Annotated in this window: 18 protein-coding genes and 1 pseudogene; 7 read left to right on the forward strand and 12 right to left on the reverse strand. The window is 63.7% G+C overall.

Annotated elements, in window-relative coordinates:
- Positions 1-18: 18 nt before the first annotated feature.
- The 4 genes from pyk to PCE31106_RS12680 form a co-directional block, all read right to left on the reverse strand.
- A complete protein-coding gene (gene pyk, locus PCE31106_RS12665; RefSeq protein WP_150563483.1) occupies positions 19-1,452 on the reverse strand; it encodes a pyruvate kinase in 1,434 nt (477 codons plus the stop codon).
- 233 nt (positions 1,453-1,685) lie between these two features.
- Entirely contained in the window at positions 1,686-2,891 is a 1,206-nt protein-coding gene (locus tag PCE31106_RS12670; RefSeq protein ID WP_150563484.1) for a phosphoglycerate kinase, read from the reverse strand.
- Between the two features lie 86 nt (positions 2,892-2,977).
- Positions 2,978-3,301, reverse strand: coding sequence for an AzlD domain-containing protein (locus tag PCE31106_RS12675; RefSeq protein WP_150563485.1), 324 nt, complete (start codon positions 3,299-3,301; stop codon positions 2,978-2,980).
- The gene (locus PCE31106_RS12680; RefSeq protein WP_150563513.1) at positions 3,298-4,083 is read right to left on the reverse strand and encodes an AzlC family ABC transporter permease; all 786 of its coding nucleotides are present in this window, start codon (positions 4,081-4,083) and stop codon (positions 3,298-3,300) included. The genes PCE31106_RS12675 and PCE31106_RS12680 overlap by 4 nt, the downstream gene beginning before the upstream one ends.
- Before the next feature lie 455 nt (positions 4,084-4,538).
- Here PCE31106_RS12680 and PCE31106_RS12685 point away from each other — a divergent pair, with 455 nt between their 5' ends.
- From PCE31106_RS12685 to PCE31106_RS12705, 5 genes are all read left to right on the forward strand, one after another.
- Positions 4,539-4,736, forward strand: a complete 198-nt coding sequence (locus tag PCE31106_RS12685; protein WP_010808463.1) for a zinc-finger domain-containing protein — start codon at positions 4,539-4,541, stop codon at positions 4,734-4,736.
- A gap of 107 nt (positions 4,737-4,843) precedes the next feature.
- Entirely contained in the window at positions 4,844-5,869 is a 1,026-nt protein-coding gene (gene waaF / locus PCE31106_RS12690; protein WP_017231602.1) for a lipopolysaccharide heptosyltransferase II, read from the forward strand.
- A gap of 60 nt (positions 5,870-5,929) precedes the next feature.
- Entirely contained in the window at positions 5,930-6,385 is a 456-nt protein-coding gene (locus PCE31106_RS12695) for a nuclear transport factor 2 family protein (RefSeq protein WP_017231603.1), read from the forward strand.
- A gap of 16 nt (positions 6,386-6,401) precedes the next feature.
- Entirely contained in the window at positions 6,402-7,433 is a 1,032-nt protein-coding gene (locus PCE31106_RS12700) for a YheT family hydrolase (RefSeq protein WP_017231604.1), read from the forward strand.
- Positions 7,434-7,442: 9 nt separating this feature from the next.
- The gene (locus PCE31106_RS12705) at positions 7,443-8,111 is read left to right on the forward strand and encodes a DUF2946 family protein (RefSeq protein WP_150563486.1); all 669 of its coding nucleotides are present in this window, start codon (positions 7,443-7,445) and stop codon (positions 8,109-8,111) included.
- 99 nt (positions 8,112-8,210) lie between these two features.
- Here the strand turns inward: PCE31106_RS12705 and PCE31106_RS12710 are convergent, their stop codons facing one another.
- Positions 8,211-9,794 (reverse strand): M48 family metalloprotease, encoded by a 1,584-nt coding sequence (locus PCE31106_RS12710; RefSeq protein ID WP_254441011.1) that lies wholly within the window; start codon positions 9,792-9,794, stop codon positions 8,211-8,213.
- Between the two features lie 317 nt (positions 9,795-10,111).
- On the opposite strand from PCE31106_RS12710, the gene moaC reads away from it, so the two are divergent.
- Positions 10,112-10,591, forward strand: a complete 480-nt coding sequence (moaC, locus tag PCE31106_RS12715) for a cyclic pyranopterin monophosphate synthase MoaC (RefSeq protein WP_150563487.1) — start codon at positions 10,112-10,114, stop codon at positions 10,589-10,591.
- Positions 10,592-10,675: 84 nt separating this feature from the next.
- Here moaC and PCE31106_RS12720 read toward each other — a convergent pair whose 3' ends face one another.
- Positions 10,676-11,887 carry an MFS transporter gene (locus tag PCE31106_RS12720; protein ID WP_150563488.1) on the reverse strand — a complete coding sequence of 404 codons (1,212 nt, stop codon included), beginning with the start codon at positions 11,885-11,887 and terminating at the stop codon, positions 10,676-10,678.
- A gap of 103 nt (positions 11,888-11,990) precedes the next feature.
- Between PCE31106_RS12720 and PCE31106_RS12725 the strand changes: the two genes are divergently transcribed.
- Positions 11,991-12,962, forward strand: coding sequence for a LysR substrate-binding domain-containing protein (locus PCE31106_RS12725; RefSeq protein ID WP_150563489.1), 972 nt, complete (start codon positions 11,991-11,993; stop codon positions 12,960-12,962).
- 143 nt (positions 12,963-13,105) lie between these two features.
- Here the strand turns inward: PCE31106_RS12725 and groL are convergent, their stop codons facing one another.
- The 6 genes and pseudogenes from groL to PCE31106_RS12755 form a co-directional block, all read right to left on the reverse strand.
- Entirely contained in the window at positions 13,106-14,752 is a 1,647-nt protein-coding gene (gene groL, locus PCE31106_RS12730) for a chaperonin GroEL (protein WP_017231612.1), read from the reverse strand.
- Positions 14,753-14,801: 49 nt separating this feature from the next.
- The gene (groES, locus tag PCE31106_RS12735; protein WP_017231613.1) at positions 14,802-15,092 is read right to left on the reverse strand and encodes a co-chaperone GroES; all 291 of its coding nucleotides are present in this window, start codon (positions 15,090-15,092) and stop codon (positions 14,802-14,804) included.
- A 620-nt stretch (positions 15,093-15,712) separates the two neighbouring features.
- A pseudogene (locus tag PCE31106_RS12740) lies at positions 15,713-16,249 on the reverse strand (transposase).
- A 55-nt stretch (positions 16,250-16,304) separates the two neighbouring features.
- Positions 16,305-17,132 (reverse strand): SDR family NAD(P)-dependent oxidoreductase, encoded by an 828-nt coding sequence (locus PCE31106_RS12745; RefSeq protein ID WP_150563490.1) that lies wholly within the window; start codon positions 17,130-17,132, stop codon positions 16,305-16,307.
- Positions 17,133-17,284: 152 nt separating this feature from the next.
- On the reverse strand, positions 17,285-18,433 hold the full coding sequence (locus PCE31106_RS12750; protein WP_254441013.1) for a YgeY family selenium metabolism-linked hydrolase: 1,149 nt from the start codon (positions 18,431-18,433) through the stop codon (positions 17,285-17,287).
- 20 nt (positions 18,434-18,453) lie between these two features.
- Positions 18,454-19,752 (reverse strand): MFS transporter, encoded by a 1,299-nt coding sequence (locus PCE31106_RS12755; protein ID WP_254441015.1) that lies wholly within the window; start codon positions 19,750-19,752, stop codon positions 18,454-18,456.
- Positions 19,753-19,792 lie beyond the last annotated feature (40 nt).

The following is a 19,792-nucleotide window of genomic DNA, read 5'->3' on the forward strand; positions in this document are numbered from 1 at the left end:
ACTCGCGCGGCCCCTTCGTCATGCCTGGCCCACCTGGACGATTTTCAACGTATTGGTACCACCGGGTTGTCCCATCGGCTCGCCCACGGTCAACACGATCGTGTCGCCGCGCTTGACCACCCCGCGCGAGAGCAGCAGTTGCTCGGCCTGCTTGAGCGCGTGATCGCGGTCGAGCGTGGCGTCGGCACGCATCGCGTAGACGTTGCGGTACAGCGCCAGCTTGCGATGGCTGCCGAGCTGCGACGTCAGCGCAAAAATCGGCACATGGATCTTGTGGCGAGACAGCCACAACGCGGTCGCGCCCGATTCGGTCAGCGCCACGATGGCTTTCGCGCCAAGATGATACGCGGTAAACAACGCGCCGGCCGCAATCGTTTGGTCGATGCGCGTAAAAGTCTGATCGAGCCAGTCGCGATCGAGTTCCACCATCTCCGAGCGCTCGGCTTCGACGCAGATCGCCGCCATCGTCTCGATGGTTTCGACCGGATACTTGCCCGCGGCGCTCTCGGCCGAGAGCATCACGGCGTCGGTGCCATCGAGCACGGCGTTGGCGACGTCCGAGACTTCGGCGCGGGTCGGCACCGGGTTGTGGATCATCGACTCCATCATCTGCGTGGCCGTGATGGTGGTCTTGTTCATCTCGCGCGCAAGCTTGATCATGCGCTTCTGCAGCCCCGGCACCGCGGCGTTGCCCACTTCGATGGCCAGATCGCCCCGTGCAACCATGATGCAGTCCGACGCCGCCAGAATCTCTTCAAGCGCCGGAATGGCTTCTGCGCGCTCGATCTTGGCGATCATCAGCGGCTTGATGCCGTACGGCTCGCCGGCCACGTTGGCCAGACGGCGCGCCATTTCCATGTCGGTGGCGTTCTTCGGGAAGGAGACCGCGACATAATCGGCGCCCAGCGCCATCGCGGTCTTGATGTCTTCCATGTCCTTGGCCGTGAGCGCCGGTGCCGTCAGCCCACCGCCCTGGCGGTTGATACCCTTGTTGTTCGACAGATCGCCGCCGACCTTCACGGTCGTATGAATCTCGCTGCCGAGCACGCGATCGACGATCAGCACGATCAGGCCGTCGTTGAGCAGCAGCACGTCGCCCGTGCGCACGTCGCGCGGCAGTTCCTTGTAGTCGAGCCCGACGCGCTCTTCGTTACCGACTTCGCAGGCGGCGTCCAGGATGAACTTCGCGCCCGCCTCGAGCGTGGCCTTGCCGTTCTCGAACTTGCCGACGCGAATCTTCGGACCCTGGAGGTCGGCCATGATGGCCACTTCGCGGCCAGCCGCCTTGGCGGCCGCGCGCACCATCTCGGCGCGCTCGATGTGGTCCTGCGCCTTGCCGTGCGAGAAATTCAGGCGAACGACATCGACGCCGGCGGCGATCATGCGCGAGAGCACTTCCGGCGTGCTCGATGCCGGACCGATGGTGGCGACGATCTTGGTGGAGCGGTTCATTACATCCATCTCTTCATCCTCTTTGGGTAACAGCGCATTCGACATGTCTGGCGCTTAGCGATTTGTAGCGCATTTAGGCCGCCACAGGTTAACCAAAAAGTTCGTATTGTCCGTACGAAATCGTTTGATTCGATCTTAGATGTTCGCAATAAACCGATCGAAACCGCCCCAATCGTGCCCGCCTTCGACCGGGAAACCGGCCTGCGAGCCCCGCTCCACCTGGCGCCGCGCGATCAGTTGCCCTCGCTGGCGCGTTGTTGCAGCACGTCGACGGCCGGCAGTGTCTTGCCTTCGAGGAATTCGAGGAACGCGCCGCCACCGGTCGAGATATAGCTGACCTGGTCGGCAATACCGTACTTGGCGATGGCGGCGAGCGTATCGCCGCCCCCGGCGATCGAGAAGCCCTTGGCGGCGGCAATCGCGCGCGCCAGCGTCTCGGTGCCGTGACCGAACTGATCGAATTCGAACACGCCCACCGGGCCGTTCCACACGATCGTGCCCGCGCCCGCCAGTTGCTCGGCCAGCGTGGCAGCCGTTTGCGGACCGATGTCGAGAATCATGTCGTCGGCGGCCACGTCGCTGGCGGCCTTCACCGTCGCCTCAGCCGTCGCGCTGAATTCCTTGGCGCATACGACGTCCGTCGGAATCGGCACCGAGGCCCCACGCGCGGCCATCGCGTCGATGATCGAACGGGCCTGCCCGACCAGATCGGCTTCGGCGAGCGACTTGCCGATCGGCAGGCCGGCGGCCAGCATGAACGTGTTGGCAATGCCGCCGCCCACGATCAGGTGGTCGACCTTGTCGGCGAGCGACTGCAGAATGGTGAGCTTGGTCGAGACCTTGGAGCCGGCTACGATGGCCACGAGCGGGCGAGCCGGGGCGTTCAGCGCCTTGCCGAGCGCTTCGAGTTCGGCGGCGAGCAGCGGGCCGGCACAGGCGACGGGCGCATACTTGGCGATGCCGTGCGTCGTGGCTTCGGCGCGGTGGGCGGTGCCGAACGCGTCGTTCACGTACACGTCGCACAGCGCGGCCATCTTTCGCGCCAGTTCGTCGTTGTCCTTCTTCTCGCCCCTGTTGACGCGGCAGTTCTCCAGCAGCACGACCGTGCCCGGCGCCACCTCAAAACCGCCGTCGACCCAGTTGGCGATCAGCTTCACCTCGCGGCCCAGCAGTTCGGACAGGCGTTGCGCAACCGGTGCCAGTGAGTCGGCGGGCTTGAATTCGCCTTCCGTCGGACGGCCCAGATGCGACGTGACCATGACGGCCGCACCGGCGTCGAGCGCCATCTGGATGGCCGGCACCGAGGCGCGGATACGCGTGTCTTCCGTGATGCGGCCCGCATCGTCTTGCGGCACGTTCATATCGGCGCGGATGAAGACACGTTTGCCTGCCAGGCGACCCTGGGCGATCAAATCGGAAAGACGTACGACGGAAGCCATGAGAATCCGGAATAAATGGTGGGAAAAACATGCATTTTAACTGATCCGCCCGTCCAGATGCCCATTTTGGCCGACGAGGGTTCCGCCTACAGGAACAGACGGCAGAGCGTGTAGACGGCCATGCCGACGATAATCATCTCGATCATGTTGCGTCGCCAGACGAACCAGCCGGTGGCGGCCACGGCCGCGGCCAGCTTGGGATTGTGCAGATGCAGCGAGAACTGGTGATCGAGCAGCAGCACCTCGGGCACCACAATGACGGCGAGCGCCGCCGCCGGCGCATAGCGCAGCGCGCGTTGCAGGCGCTGCGGCAGCGTCACGCGGTCTCCCGCGAGCAGAAAAAACGTGCGCGTGACGATGGTGATGGCCGTCATCGCCACGAAGGAGAGCCAGATTTCGACCGTACTCATGGGCGACGCTCTCCCGAACGACTGGACTGCGCGCCGTCGCGCGCGGCCGCGGGGGGATTCGCCAACGCGAGCCGCTTCGCCTGACGCGCCGAAAGTTCGTCGCAAACCATGCCGGCAGCGAGCGCGCCGACCACCCCGAGCACGAGATTGAGCCGATACGGCAAGTCGAAGGCGAGCAGGCCGAGGACCGATGCCAGCGTGACCGCCAGCATCGTCGAGCGACTGGTGATCGTGTGAACCATCATCGGAATGAGGGCGAGCGTGCCCGCGAAGGCGAGGCCCCAGCTATCCGGCACGAGTGCGCCGAGCAGGATGCCGAGAATCGACGACACGTGCCAGACCGCCCAATTGCTGAGCGTAATGCCGTAGTAGGTCCCCTCCTTGCCCGGGACATAGCCGCTCGCGAACTTCCGGTTCATGAACATCACGAATCCGAGGTCGCCATTGACATAGCCGAGCACGATGCGCCGCGGCAGCGACAAATAAGAGAAATGCGGCTGGAGCGCGGCGCTGAAGATCACAAAGCGCAGATTGACGATGCCGACCGTGAGCAGAATCGTCCACAACGGCATGCCGGCGGCGAACAGCGGCAACGAGGCCAACTGGGCCGATCCGGCATAGAGCATCAGGCTCATGCCGATGGCCTGGGGCACCGTCAGTATCGATTTGCCCATGGCGACCCCGGTCACGAGTCCCCACGAGAAGATGGCCGGCAACAGCGGCGAAATAATGCGGAAACCGGCCCTGAACCCGTCACGTTCAGCGGCTGGCAGACGAAGCATTGGCATGGTCGGCTTGGGGGGCGAGCACCGAGCCGTTCGGCGCAGTGTCTGGCATTGCGGGGCAAAGCGGTCCCGACGGCGCCCGGCACGCCCATGATGACCGCTGGCGGTCACAGCGCCCGCCAGGGTTGCCGGAGTGTCTCCTGAATATCGTCATCGTTGGCGGCGAGCGTCCGGTCATTATAGCCAGGGTAAATATTTACTTACCACGTCGAAAGCGCATATCCGGGCGTTTTTGCGAGGGCAACGGACGAGGTGTCGCGTACGCGCCACGCGGGGCTTCGACGGTGACAAAAACTGGCATGCGTCGCGGCTGCAGGCGCTGCGAGCCGTCCGCAAAGGGCCGTGGCTGCTTTACAATAGCGACTTTTGGCAAGCGTGCGGGCGACGGCTTCGTCCTTTGCACCGGCCATGCAATCCCCAATCGTCCGAATACCCATCACGGTCCGAACCCCATGAGCGAAGTCAAACAAATGCCGGTCGTCGAAGTCGGCGCTGAAGATCTGCCGGTCCATTGCCCGAATCCGAAGATGGAAGCCTGGAGCGCCCATCCGCGCGTGTTCATCGATGTGACGCATGGTGAAGCGGCCTGTCCGTACTGCGGCACGCGTTATCGCGTGAAGGCCGGGGTCGTGCTCAAGGGTCACCACTGAGCCGGCTGCCGTTGCTCCAACCGGGCGCAGCCGCCTGCGGTTGCGCTGTACCGCCCGGTTGACTGTCCGTATCTTCGCAACGCTTAACGTTTAGAGTCTCCGCCACGATGCATAAAGCCTTGGTGATCGCCCCCAACTGGATTGGGGACGCGCTGATGGCGCAGCCGTTGTTCACCCTGCTCAAGCGCCTGCATCCGCGTCTGACCATCGACGCGATCGCGCCCAGCTGGGTCGCCCCGGTGCTGGAACGCATGCCGGAGATTTCGCGCGTCGTCGCCACCGACCTCGCGCACGGCAAGTTGCAGCCGCTGGAGCGCTACCGGCTCGCGAGCGTGCTCGCCGACGAGGGGTACGACGCCGCCTATGTGCTGCCGAACTCGCTGAAGTCGTCGCTGATTCCGTGGCTGGCGCGCATTCCGTTGCGCATTGGCTACAAGGGCGAGCACCGCTACGGTCTGCTCAACGTGCGCCACGCCAATCCGCGCAAAGACGAGCGGCCGCCCATGGTGCGGCACTACGCTGCGCTCGCGTTCGCGCCCGGGGCCAAGTTGCCCGATGCGCTGCCCACGCCGCGCATCGACGCCGACCTGAACGAGTCGGCGCGTGTCTTCGCGCGCTTCGGCCTCGATCTGCGCGTACCGCTCGTGGTGTTCTGCCCGGGTGCAGAGTTCGGTCCGGCCAAGCGCTGGCCGCCGGGCCATTTCGCGCAATTGGCTCAGTTGGTTCGCCGCTCGTTCCCGTATGCGCAAATTATTGCGCTCGGCTCGGGCAAGGACGGTGCGCTCGCGCAGCAAATCGCCGCCGATGCGCCGTTCGTGCGCAACCTGTGTGGACAGACGTCGCTGGCCGAGGCGTGCGCGCTGCTGGCCCGCGCCAATGCGGTGGTGAGCAACGACTCGGGCCTGATGCATGTGACGGCCGCATTGCGCCGCCCGCAGATTGCCCTGTTCGGTTCGTCCGATCCGCGCCACACACCGCCGCTGTCCGACCAGGCGCATATCCTGTGGCTACAATTGGAGTGCAGCCCGTGTTTTGCCCGCGAATGCCCGTTGGGCCACACCCGCTGCCTCAATGAGCTGATGCCCGAGCACGTATTCGCGAATTTGCGCAACATCCTGCTCACGCAGCGCTGATGTGGTCCATGACGGCGGCGCGCTTAGCTCGATTCCGGTAACACTCAACGGTAAATCCACATGCCACGTTTTGTCCGTCTGTTCGATGCCGCCAGTGAAACCATCACGGCCTTTTACGATGCGCTGCGCCGTGGGCAGACGGATCGCGCCATGTCGCTGTGGGCGAACGAGGATTTCGTCAGCTATATTCGCGCCGACGGCACCCGATGGGACGGTCTGGAACAGATCCGCAACGGTCTGGTCGCCCAGTTCACGCAAAGCGTGGTGCTCATCGACTCGCTGGATACGACCGAGTACGACACCGTTGGCACGGTCGTGCACACGGCGACCGAAGCAATGCGCGTCGGCAAGGAAGACGCCGGCCAGACGACCGCCCAGCTCATCCACACGACATACGTGCTGGTGCACGAGCAGGGCGACTGGCGCTTCGCCCATATCCACTCCAGCCCGTTGCCGCCGCATGCTGTCGAGCAGTTCAGCCTGATGATGCACGCGCGTCCGGACGGGCTGCACTGATCTGTACGGTACGACCATGACGGCGCGCCCCGCGACGTTTCTTCCCCTGGATTACCGGGCACCCCGGTGGCTGCCCGACGGGCACAGCCAGACGATCTACCCGGCGCTGCTGGGTCGACGCCCGTGCGTCGAATTCCGTCGCGAAACGTGGGACACGCCCGACGGCGACTTCGTCGATGTCGACTGGCTGGTTGCCCCGCCCGCGGCGCAGAAAGCCCCGCCCGCGCCCGAAGGGCTGGTGGAGACACCGCTCGTCGTGCTCTTCCATGGACTGGAGGGCGGGTCCGGCAGCCACTACGCCCGCACCCTGATGCGCGAAGTCGAAGCGCAGGGGTGGCGCGGCGTGATTCCCCACTTCCGCAGTTGCAGCGGCCGCATGAACCGCGCGCCGCGCTTTTATCACTCCGGCGACAGTACCGAGGTCGACTGGATGTTGCGGCGCTTGCGTGCGAACGCGTCCGGCCCGATCTTTGCGGCGGGCGTGTCGCTGGGCGGCAATGTATTGCTGCGCTGGCTCGGCGAGCGCGAGGGGCATGCGGCGCAAGTGGTGAGTGCCGCGTGCGCGATTTCGGCGCCGCTCGATTTACGCGCGGGCGGACTGGCGCTCTCGCACGGTTTCAATATGGTGTACACGCGCAATTTTCTCGGCACGCTCAAAAAGAAGGCGCTCGCGAAGCTCGACCAATACCCCGGGCTGTACGACCGCGATCGGATGATGGCCGCGCGCGATCTCGGCGAATTCGATCATGTGGTGACGGCCCCCTTGCATGGTTACCACAGCGCCTTCGACTATTACACGCGCGCGTCGAGCAAGCCGATTCTGCCGGCCATCGAAGTGCCGACGCTGGTCATCAATGCCCGCAACGACCCGTTCCAGCCGGCCAATGTGTTGCCGGGCGAAGACGACGTCGGTCGCCACGTGCGACTCCTGCAGCCGGCGCACGGCGGACACGTCGGCTTCATGAGTGGGCCGTTTCCGGGCGGCATGACATGGATGCCGCACACGGTCATCGATTACTTCCGTCAATTTTTGCCGACTCCGGCCTGAAGGTGCCTTATGGATGAAATCGTTCGACAGGCGATGGCCAAGTGGCCCAACGTGCCGCATTGTTACGGCTGGCTCGCGCTCGACCGTCGCGGTCAGTGGCGCATGCGCGACGACGCGGCGCAGGCGGCGGGCACGGCTGGCGATCCGATTCGTCATGCGGCGCTCGTCGCGTTCATCGCGCGCAATTACGCCAGCGACGACGCCGGGCGGTGGTACTTCCAGAATGGGCCGCAACGTGTGTACGTGGCGCTTGCGTACGCCCCGTTTGTGGTTCGGCTGACGTGGGATGCCGTGGCGAACGACGGTCGCGGCGCACCGGTGTTGACGGACCAACTGGGCCATGCTTTCGTGCCGCAGGCGTGTCTGCTCGACGAGGACGGCAACGTCGCGTTCGTGGGCGCGGTGTCTGGCGGCGAGGGGAATGGGAGGTCGACGCCGAACGCGCCGCTCGCGTTGCTGCACGATCACGACATCGATCTGCTCACGCAGGTGTCCGATCTGGCGCAGGCCTTCGAGATTGCGCAAACGTCGGACGATACTGCCGACGCCAAGGGCGCGGTGCGGCTGCATTGGCGCAACGGCGACTCACTCCCGTTCGCGACGACCCATGCGGGCACCCTGCCGCAGACTTATGGGTTCGAGCGGGATCCGCAGGCGCCCGAGTCGTTGAGTCGTTGAGTCGTTGAGTCGTTGTGCCGCTGAGCCATTGAGCCATTGAGCCATTGAGCCACTTAGCCACTGACGCGGAGAGAAGCGCGCGAACCGCCGCTTATCCCCTTATCCGGCCAGTTTGCCGAAGTCCTTCTCGTCTTCCTTGTCGTCCTTGTAGCGGCGCTGGAACTCGTGAAGTCGCGCGTCGATGACCGACATCTCGTAAAAGCTGGCGTCGCCGGCCTCGCGCGCGAGCTTCAACTGGCTGACGGCCGCCATCCATTGCCCTTGCAGCGCATATTGTTCCGCCAATGCTGCGTGCTGACGCGTCCGCTTGCCGGCCGCGGCCCATGCCCCTGCCAGCGCCCGCCACCAGATGGGCTCGCTTCGATAGCGCTCGACCTGCCCTTGTAGGAACTTCGTTGCGTCGGGAATCCGCTGGCTGGCGACCAAGGCGTCGGCATAAGCCATATCGGCGGCCTGCGAGAGTGGGAATGCAGCACGCGCCTGCGCGGCGACGCGCAAGGCTTCGTCCGGCTGGCCCGACAAGCGCGCGATATCCGACGCCAGCACAGCCAGACTCGGCGTGCCCGGCCCCGTGCCACCGAAGGCCGCGCGCGACTTCTCCAGCGCCTCGCGCGCCGGCGCCCAGCGACGCTGCTTGAACTCGGCCAGCGCCACCGCGTACCATGCCGCCGCCACATTCGATGTGGTCTGCGCGCGGATCGCTGTGCGTTGCGCGTCGGCGATCGCCGCGTAATCGCTCGCGGACTTCTGCTGCAAGACGAGCGAGCGCGCCCGCACAAACGCATATTCGGGCGACTGCACGGGCTGACGATAAGCGGCAGTGCGCGAGCGATTGAGCATGTCGGCGATGCGATCCGTCGTCAGCGGGTGAGTCCGGACATATTCCGGCACGCCGGCTTCGTTGATCGAATCCGCGCGTTGCAAACGCTCGAAGAAGGTCGGCATCGCGTACGTGTCGAAGCCTGCCGCCTGGAGCAACTGAAAGCCGACGCGATCGGCCTCACGTTCCGCATCGCGCGAAAAACGCAGTTGCCGATCGACGGCAAGGCCTTGCCCGCCCATCGCGATTCCCATGCCGAGATCCGGGCTCCGTGCCCCGATGCCGGCGAGCAGACCGAGCAACATGCCGCCGAGGGCGATCCACGAGTTCTGCGACTGTTGGCCGAGCATGCGCGCGATGTGATGTTGCAGAACGTGCCCCGTCTCGTGTCCGATCACAGAAGCGAGTTCCGACTCGGTGCGCGTCGCGACGATCAATCCCGTGTTGATGCCGATGAAGCCCCCCGGCAGCGAGAAGGCGTTGATGTCCGAATCACGCACCACGAAGAATTCGAAACTCTGACTGGCGTCGAGTCCCACTGTGTGCGCGGCCGCCACGAGCTTGCCACCCAGGGCATTGACGTAATCGGACAGCAGCAGATCCGACAGATAATCGGGATCGGCGCGAATCTCTCGCATCACGCGCTCGCCGAGCTTGCGCTCCATCGCCGGCGACAAGTCCGCGGCAGAACTCTGGCCGAGGGACGGGAGCGACTGCGCGGCCGCCTGGGTGGGGATGACGGCGGCGGCGAACGTCATTGCCGTCATTACGGGCAGCATGGCCAACGCCATGAAACGCCGCCACCGGGCGACGTGGCGCTCGGGGTGAGGCGGCTGGGACGACGGCTTCGGCATGGAGGTCATGCGCATCATGCGCCAGATGGGCGCCCTGGACCGGGCAATGAGAACGCGCGACACATGGGAATCAGGCGAGAGATGCCGATGGCGGCGCGAAACGAACATAACGAGCGGAACGAACGCGTCATGGAAATGGGCGCCGCTTGGCGCTGATCATTCAGGGCTGCTGCTATGATAGCAGCCAGACGCAGACGTTCCGCGGCATCGCCAAAACGTCGTCAATATAGGCATAACTCATCCGAAACGGCGCTATCCTTTCGCTCGCAAAAGGCGCTCGCGAACCGTCTCCCGACACTATCGCAACCTCTTCTCAGCATCGACTCATGGCAGAACTCACCCATTTCGACACCGCCGGACAGGCCCACATGGTTGATGTCGGCAGCAAGGACAGCACGCATCGTATTGCCGTGGCGCGTGGCACCATTCAGATGAAGCCGGAAACGCTGGCGCTGATTCGCACCGGCACGGCCAAGAAAGGTGACGTACTGGGTATTGCTCGTATTGCGGCCATCCAAGGCGCCAAGCGCACCGCCGATCTGATTCCGCTGTGTCATCCGCTCGCGCTTACGCGTGTGACGGTCGAGTTTCTGGTGGACGACGGCGCGAATGCCGTCCACTGCCGCGCGCAGGTCGAAACCGTCGGTCGCACGGGGGTGGAGATGGAAGCGCTCACCGCGGTTCAAGTCGGCTTGCTGACGATCTATGACATGTGCAAGGCCGTCGATCGCGGCATGACGATCAGCGACGTGCGCGTGCTGGAGAAGCACGGCGGGAAGTCGGGCGATTGGGTGGCGCAGGACTAAGCCAGCGGCGGAGTCCTAGACACCCGACACCAAAGATGGCGGGCTCGCTATGCGAACCGCCCCATCCAGTCAACACACGCCGCGTCACGCGGCGGCGACCTTGCCCGCGCCCTGACGTTGGGGCCAGAAGTACCACACTGCTCCCAGCGCTTGCAGTGCGATCAGGCCCGTCCAAGCGGAGAAATGCGCCTGCGCGCTGTGCGCCGCGTAAGTGCCGAGCACGGCCCCGACGCCCACCTGACACAAGAAGATCAACAGAAAGATGACGAGCGTGAGCGACGTATTGACGCGCCCGATCAACGTGCCGTGGAAATGCTCCGCCAACACCGCATACGACAGGATGCCCGTGCCACCGAAGATGCCATAGGCGGCCCAAAGCCAGACCGGCGGAATCGGCGCACGCATCAACAACAGCGACTGCACCACGACGAACAGCACCATCCCGGCGCCGGAAAATGCGAACACGCTCACGCCACGGCGTTCGAGCGAGCGCGCGGCCGCACCGAACACCACGCTCCCGGCCATCATCGCAAGCCCCACGACCGACACCAGCGAGGCAGCCTGCGAGGCCGACAGCCCTTCAACGTCGCGCATGAACGGCGCCATCCATAGCGATTGCATTGCGTAGAACACGCCCTGCGTGACCCCCGAGAGCGAAGTCACTTTCCAGAACATTCCGCTTCCCAGCACCTGACGCACGCCCTTGAGCGCCTCGGACAACCCGCCTTGCGCGTGCGACCCCGGCTTCTCGGGCGCGCCGAACCAAAGCGCGACCGACATGAAAACGGTTAACGCCGCCAGTCCGAACGACACGATGCGCCAGTCGGTCAGCCCGAGCAGCCAGTTGAGCGGTGTTCCCACCACGACGCCGCCCATGCCGCCCACGGCCATCACCAGGCCGTTGAGCAGCGGCAGACGTGCTACCGGAAACCATTGCGCCAATGCCTTGAAGGCGCTGCCCAGACACACCGACACGCCGACGCCGATCAGCAAGCGTCCCGCCATCAGCGCGCCGACGCCTTGGGCCAGTCCGAACAGCGCGGCGCCCGCAGCCGCGAGCAGCAGCACCAGCGACGCCACCCGGCGCGGGCCGAACTTGTCGAGCAGCACGCCCGCGGGCAATTGCGCCCCGGCAAACCCGAGGAAATAGAGGCTCGTCAACAACCCGAGGTCGGCCGACGAGAGGCCGAGATCGCGCGTCATATACGGCGCAAACCCAATATTCACGCCGCGGTACACGTAGGAAACGAAGTATCCGCAGGCGAACAGGACGAAGATGCGAAGTGCCTTCGACATGAAGCCATACCTTAGTCATTTGCTCGGGTATCGATTGTCGGCGGAACGCCGCCGTGAAGCCAACGAAACCTTTGCGCCCGTATTGTGAGTAGAATTTGACGTCATGATTCCCCACCTCCCTCCCCTCCAATCGCTGCGTGCACTTGAAGCTGCTGCCCGCCACCGTAGCTTTACGCGGGCGGCCGACGAATTGAATTTGACGCACAGCGCCGTAAGTCATCACATGCGCTCGCTCGAACAGCAACTCGGCACGGCGCTGTTTCGTCGCGTGGGGGCCCGCATGATCCCGACCAGTGTCGGGGCGCGTCTGGCCGAGCGAGTACGCGTTGGGATGTCGGAACTCATTGAGGCGATGACGGAAGCCCGGGCGGGCACGGCGTCGGGCGCGTCGCCCGCCGTCGTTCGTCTGGAAATCAGCGTCATGACCGATCTGGCGGCCCAATGGCTGATTCCTCGGCTGGGCCGCTTTAGCGAGCAGCAGCCCCATATCGATCTGGTGGTGCGAATTCACGCGGATATTGCCGCGCCCGATCCGTATTCGGTCGACGTCGGCATTTGGCATCAACGGGTCGAAGCGACCGGGTTCGTCACGCGCAAGCTGCTCGACGACTATGTGATCGCCGTGTGCCACCCCGATCTGATCGCGCGTGTGCCCGGGTTCACGGTGGCCGATACGCACAAACTGCCGATGCTGCGCTTCGCCTATCGATCATGGCGCGATTGGCAGGTCGCCGCCGGACTGACGCCACATGAGCCGACGCGCGGGCCGATTTTCGACGACTCCGGGTTGCTCCTGCGTGCCGCCATGGCCGGACAAGGTGTCGCCACCACACGCAGCTTGCTCGTGCGCGATGCGCTCGCGTCCGGCGAGCTGGTGCAGATTGGCGATATCCGCATTGCGCCGAGCCTTGAATATCACGTGAGCTGGCGGGAAAACCATCCGCGCGAGCGCGCGATTCACGCCTTCTGGCAGTGGATGCAGGATGAGATTGCGGCCACAACTCCGCTTGCCGTACCCAGTCTGCGACGCGGCGACGGTAACGGCAACAGCGACGTGCCGATCGCCCAGGCATAAAAAAACGGCAACGAATTCCGAAGAATTCGTTGCCGTTTCCGGTGCGGACTTGCGCCACCGAATCGAAGATTCCGTGACGAAGTCCGGCGACCGGGGCAGGTGGGGTGCCTTGCGGCGCCCCGTCATGCCGTCTCTTGCGAGACTTACATGCCCATGCCCATGCCGCCCATACCGCCCATGTCACCCATGCCGCCAGCCATCGGAGCATCTTCCTTCGGCAGTTCGGCAACGGCGCAATCGGTCGTGAGCAGCAGGCCCGACACCGAAGCGGCGTTTTGCAGTGCGGTGCGGGTGACCTTCGTCGGATCCACAACGCCCATTTCCACCAGGTCGCCGTACTCGCCGCTCGAAGCGTTGTAGCCGTAGTTGCCCTTGCCGGCAATCACGTTGGCCACAACGACGCTGGCTTCTTCGCCGCCGTTGGCGACGATCTGGCGCAGCGGTTCTTCCATGGCGCGCAGAACGATCTTGATACCGGCGTCCTGGTCAGGGTTGGCACCCTTGATGTCGGCCACGGCCACGCGAGCACGCAGCAGCGCAACACCACCGCCCGGGACGATGCCTTCTTCCACGGCAGCGCGGGTAGCGTGCAGCGCGTCTTCGACGCGTGCCTTCTTTTCCTTCATTTCGACTTCGGTCGCAGCGCCGACCTTGATCACGGCAACACCGCCGGCCAGCTTGGCCACGCGCTCTTGCAGCTTTTCACGGTCGTAGTCGCTCGTGGCTTCTTCGATCTGGGCACGGATTTGCTTGACGCGGGCTTCGATGTTCACGCCTTCGCCGGCACCATCGATGATGATGGTGTTTTCCTTGCCGATTTCGATGCGCTTGGCTTGGCCCAGTTCGTTGAGCGTGGCCTTTTCCAGCGTCAGGCCGATTTCTTCGGCGATGACTTGGCCGCCCGTCAGGATGGCGATGTCTTCCAGCATGGCCTTGCGGCGGTCGCCGAAGCCCGGAGCCTTGACGGCGCAGGTCTTCAGGATGCCACGGATGTTGTTGACCACCAGCGTTGCCAGGGCTTCGCCCTCGACGTCTTCGGCGATGATCAGCAGCGGACGGCCAGCCTTGGCGACTTGCTCGAGCACCGGCAGCAGGTCACGGATGTTCGACACCTTCTTGTCGAACAGCAGGACGAACGGGTTTTCCAGGATCGCGACTTGCTTTTCCGGGGTGTTGATGAAGTACGGCGAGAGGTAGCCGCGGTCGAATTGCATACCTTCGACGACGTCCAGCTCGTCTTGCAGCGACTTGCCGTCTTCGACGGTGATCACGCCTTCCTTGCCGACCTTGTCCATCGCCTTGGCGATGTAGTCACCGATCGAGGTATCGCTGTTGGCCGAGATCGAGCCGACTTGAGCGATTTCCTTGTTCGTCGTGCAGGGCTTGCTGATCTTGCGCAGTTCTTCGATGGCGGCGGCAACGGCCTTGTCGATACCGCGCTTCAGGTCCATCGGGTTCATGCCCGAGGCAACGTACTTCATGCCTTCGCGCACGATCGACTGGGCCAGCACCGTGGCGGTGGTGGTACCGTCACCGGCGTTGTCGCTGGTCTTGGAAGCCACTTCCTTGACCATTTGCGCGCCCATGTTCTGGAGCTTGTCCTTGAGTTCGATTTCCTTGGCGACCGACACACCGTCCTTGGTCACGGTCGGGCCGCCGAAGCTGCGCTCGAGCACGACGTTGCGGCCCTTCGGGCCCAGGGTCACCTTGACGGCGTTGGCGAGAATGTTGACGCCCTCGACCATCTTGGCACGAGCGGCATCGCCGAAAACGACTTCTTTAGCTGCCATTGCATTAACTCCTTGAATACTTTACGTAGATGTCTGGGGGGAGACAGTCTTAGGCGGCCACGACGGCCATGATGTCTTCTTCGCGCATGACCAGCAGTTCCTGGCCATCGACCTTCACGCTTTGGCCGGCGTACTTGCCGAACAGAACACGGTCGCCCACCTTCACATCGAGTGCGATCGACTTACCTTGATCGTCTTTCTTGCCCGGGCCGACGGCCAGGATCTCGCCCTGATCCGGCTTTTCAGCGGCGGCTTCAGGGATCACGATGCCCGATGCGGTCTTCGTTTCGTTGTCCAGGCGCTTGACAATCACGCGGTCATGCAAGGGACGAAGGTTCATTACAAGCTCCTCTTTCTCTCTGTGAGATCGACAAAACCTAAATATGCAAACATTTGCATATCTGGTGAATTCATGGCGTTAGCACTCTGCGCCAACGAGTGCTAATTATAGGGACGGGGTTTGACGATTTCAAGACGCGGGGTTTTCCCGGTGTCGTTCGCAACGCAACTTGAGAGTTTCGCACTTCAACTTGAGAGCCGCGTCGGCGCCATACAGGGCAAGGCTGGAGGGCGTGAGAAGCGTCCGCATTGGAGCGGAGCCTATTGGGAAAAAAAAGTTGGTTCTTCATCGATTTTCGGGGAAGGCCGCGCGGATCTTGAGGAAGTGACCTCCCCCCGAAAAACCGTAGCAGCCAAAACGGGAGATTTCTGGCAATCCAGGCCTATCGAGTGGGCATCCGGCGGGCGGGCGCCGTGCGGCAGTTGCGTCAGGCCACGTGTTGCGATCAACCCCACCCACGCGATGATCGTGCCGACCATCAACGCATCCGGGAAATTGCCGAAGCCCGGATACGCTACGGCATGGAGCGCATTAGCGACGATGAGCCATCTGAAGGCGCTACATGGCACGCCCAGGCGCATACAAGTTGATAACGGACTAAGTGCAGGTGCTTGGAGCGGCTAGCAAAACCGGTCAACGAGTCGAGCGCAGATAACGGCGCAAGCCAGCGAAAGCAAAGCGAGATGGGTATAAAAAGAACGTTCGAAGCGCGAAGCGCACACGCAACTTGCCGAAGGCAGCAAGCCAGGCATGCGTGCGCTCGACGCCCCGTCGGTGCTTGCCGAGCCGGTCGTTCTTCTCAATGCCTCGGCGAGCAATCCGAGTAACGATCCTCCGCTTGCACAAATGCTGGCGACAACGCACGAAACCATATCCCTTGTCGGCGTGCCGCTTATCAGGACGGCATCGGGGACGGCCACTGCGCCCGGCAACACTCCGAATAGCGTCGACGAGGGCTTCGAACACCATCGAGTCGTGCCGATTCGCGCCAGTGACCGTCAGCGCCAACGGCACACCTCGCCGATCTACGACAGGATGCCGTTTAGCACTGCGCGATCATCTACGCGCGGACGCCCGCCTTTCCCTGAATGTTCTGCAATCGGCAGCAGCGGCTGCAAAGCCTTCCTCAGTTCATTACTGATTTTCTTTCGTGCCATGTCATCTCCAACGCCTATCACGCGTATTCAGATGACACGGTTTTGTTAGCGGCGCTTAGCCGTTTGCGTGTCCCGCCGCGAGTTCCCGAGCTTGCCGCGGCCTCAGGATTCGTTCAACGAGCCGAGCGGCGCCTTGACGGCTCAATAGCCTCGGCAACTTGGCAAGGAGCCGATTTTTCGCCCCCACAACGCGGTGGCGTTTGTTGCGATCCAGGGCCCAGAATGCCTCCTGAATGACCCTCGCAACTGGCATCGGCGTCCCGACGGCGGCCTCCTGAGCGCCAACGACGTCAAAGAAGCCGGTTTGCGTCGCACCTGGACACAATGCGACCGCCCGGACGCCACGATGCCGGTTCTCAGCCCAAACGGCTTCGGAAAATGAAAGCAGAAACGCCTTCGTAGCGCCATAGACGGCCATGTATGGATCGGGCTGAAGCGCCGCCGTCGACGCAACGTTGACGACGACGCCGTCGGATTTCGCTAGCATTCCTGGCAATACGAGGTGCGTCAGCGCGACTGCGGCCATGCAGTTCACCAGTACTTCATCGCGTTGGCGCGACAGCGGGATTGCTTCGAAGCGCCCATACGCCGCAAAACCTGCGTTGTTGATCATTACATCGACGCTCTTCCCTGAGGCGATGAGGTGGGCGGCGATTGCGTCTACAGCGCCAGATGTGCTCAAGTCGGTGGTCAGAAAATCTGCGTCGCACGCATGATCACGTCGTAATTCCTCAGTGAGGTCGCGCAGTGTGTCGTGTGAGCGTGCCACCAGCAGGAGTTTGGCTCCCTGTCTGGCGAGGGCGAATGCAAACGCCCGTCCGATACCGGACGACGCGCCGGTGATGAGGACGGTCTTTCCGCGAAAATCAAAGCGGGTGGTCATAGCGTGAACTGTCGGTCACGACCGGTTGAATCCACAGCCAAAAGCCGCGTAGCAAGCCTGCCGGCATGCCAACCGCGGGTTCGCGTAAGCCATCTGCCAAACGCGCAGGTGGCCACGGCAAACGCCGCCCCTGAGAATGCGCCCACACACCACTACCGAGCCGCCAGTTGAAGTGCCAGTTCTCGATAGATGTCGCACGCGCCGGTGAGTTGATCGAGGGCGATCGATTCATCTATCGTGTGCGCGTCCTCCTCGTTGCCGGGCCCCAGCCCAATCGTCGGAATGCCGCGGCGGCCCGCAGACTCCGATCCATTGGTACAGAAACGCCATGTACCGAGGCTGGCGACACGCTCTGCCGCCCGGACGGCATGTCCCGCCGCCGACACCAGCGCGTGATCGTCCGCCATCTGCCACGCGGGCAGCCATCGGAATGGCCGCGCGCAGCAACCGGTGAATGTCCTCACCTTGTCGCCTGTCACCGCGAGCGTGAAGCGCTCCAGTCCCGCCGCATGCAGTCGCGATTCGATGGCAGCGAGCACGTCCTGAGATGTTTCGCCCGGCAACGTGCGCCGGTCGAAACGGATCGTCGCCGCCGTCGGGATCATCGAGATCGACGGGTACGGTGTCGACACGATGTCCGTCGGCACCAGCAACGCCTCTCCCAGCGACGAATGCGTCGGCAATGGCAGATCCTGCAAGGCGATCAGGGCCTGCGCGGCCGCGTACAACGGATTCACGCCGCACTCGGGCGACGCCGCGTGCGCAGGCGTGCCCTCGAACGTCAGCAGAATCTCCATGCGCCCCTTCTGCCCCGACTTGATCTGCAACTTCGACGGCTCGCAGATGATCACGGCCGCTGGCGAACACCGATCGAGGACCGGTGCCAGCGCAAAGCCTTCGATCACTTCCTCCATCACGCTGGCCGACACCGCGACACGCTGCGTGAGGCGCGCCGTTGCCGCAGCCTGCGCGACCCCGCACATGGCCGCCGCAATACCGCCCTTCATGTCGGTACTGCCGCGCCCGTAGAGCCGGCCATCGCGAATCTCGCCCCCGAAAGGCTCGACACTCCACTGGCCAACCACCGGCACGACATCCATGTGGCCGTCGAACAGTACGGCAACATCGGTGCCCGCCGGGCCGATGAGGCCCAGCACCGAGCCGTTCTCGTCGCGACGGATCTCGTCGAAACCGAGATCTCGCATGCGCTGCTCGACCAGCGCCGCCATGCCTCCCTCGTTGCCCGAGAGGCTCGGCGTGCGCACCATTTCCTGCGTCAGGGCAATGACGTCGATGGTCATGTCGTTCTGGCTCCCCATGCTTAGCGATTGACGAGCCGCGCCGGCACGCGCAGCACCAGGAAGGCACCGATGAACGCAAAGCTCGCGAGGAAGTACATGCCCCAGTCGGTCGATCCGGTGGTGTCCTTGATCCAGCCGATCGCATACGGGCTGACGAACGCGGCCAGACCGGCAAAGGCGTTGATGCCGGCGATGCCCGCAGCGGCACTGCGCCCTTCGAGGAAGGCCGTCGGCAAACTCCAGAAGAGCGGCGAGCAGACCATGCAGCCGGCGGCAGCCACCGAGAGCATCGCGACGGCGACCGGCGGGTTATGACCGAACAACGTCGACAGGATCAGACCCGTGCCCCCAACGACGAACGGAATCACCATGTGCCAGCGGCGCTCGCGCGTCTTGTCGGAGTGACGGCACACCAGCACCATCGACACCACCGCACAGGCGTTGGGCACGGCGGTCAGCAAGCCGATTTCCAGCAGCGACGTCACACCGGTCGACTTGATTACCGAGGGAATCCAGAACGCAAGGCCCGAAAGGCTCGACACCGTGCAATAGCAAATCAGCGCCATGTGCAGCACGCGTCGGTCCTGCAGCAGCTTCCACAGCGAAACGTGCTCGACCTTCTCGCGCGCTTGCTCAGCAACATTGTGGGCAAGACGCGCCTTCTCCGCGTCGTTGAGCCAGCGAGCGTCGGCGACACGATCGTCGAGGTAGGCAAGCACCGCGACACCCAGCACCAGCGACGGCACGGCTTCGATGACGAACATCCACTGCCAGCCGGCCATGCCGTGCCCCATGTGGAACGTCTGCATGATCCAGCCTGAGAGCGGGCCGCCGAGAATGCCGGCGAAAGGCACGGCCGTCATGAAGATGGCGATGATCTGGCCACGACGCGCCGACGGGAACCAGTACGTCAGATACAGGATGATGCCCGGATAAAAACCGGCTTCAGCCGCACCGAGCAGGAAGCGCAGCACGTAGAACTGGGTGGGCGTTTGCGTGAAAGCCATGGCGGCAGAGATCCCCCCCCACAGAACCATGATGCGCGCCAGTGTCTTCCTGGCGCCGATGCGATGCATCAGCACGTTGCTGGGCACTTCGAAAAGGAAGTAGCCAATGAAGAAGATGCCCGCGCCAAGGCCGTACATGGTCTCGGAGAAGCCCAGATCGTCGAGCATCTGCAACTTCGCGAAACCGACGTTCACGCGATCGAGGAACGCGGCCACGTAGCAAAGCATCAGGAACGGGACCAGCCGCCATGCCACGCGGCGATACAGCGCATTGTCGTCGGCGTCGCTCAGGACGCGAGGGTCGGCATGCATGTGTTGCTCGGGCGAGCTGCCCGCAAGGGGTACAGGGGAT

Origin of the sequence: Pandoraea cepalis, assembly GCF_902459665.1 — a bacterium.
GTDB classification, from domain to species: domain Bacteria; phylum Pseudomonadota; class Gammaproteobacteria; order Burkholderiales; family Burkholderiaceae; genus Pandoraea; species Pandoraea cepalis.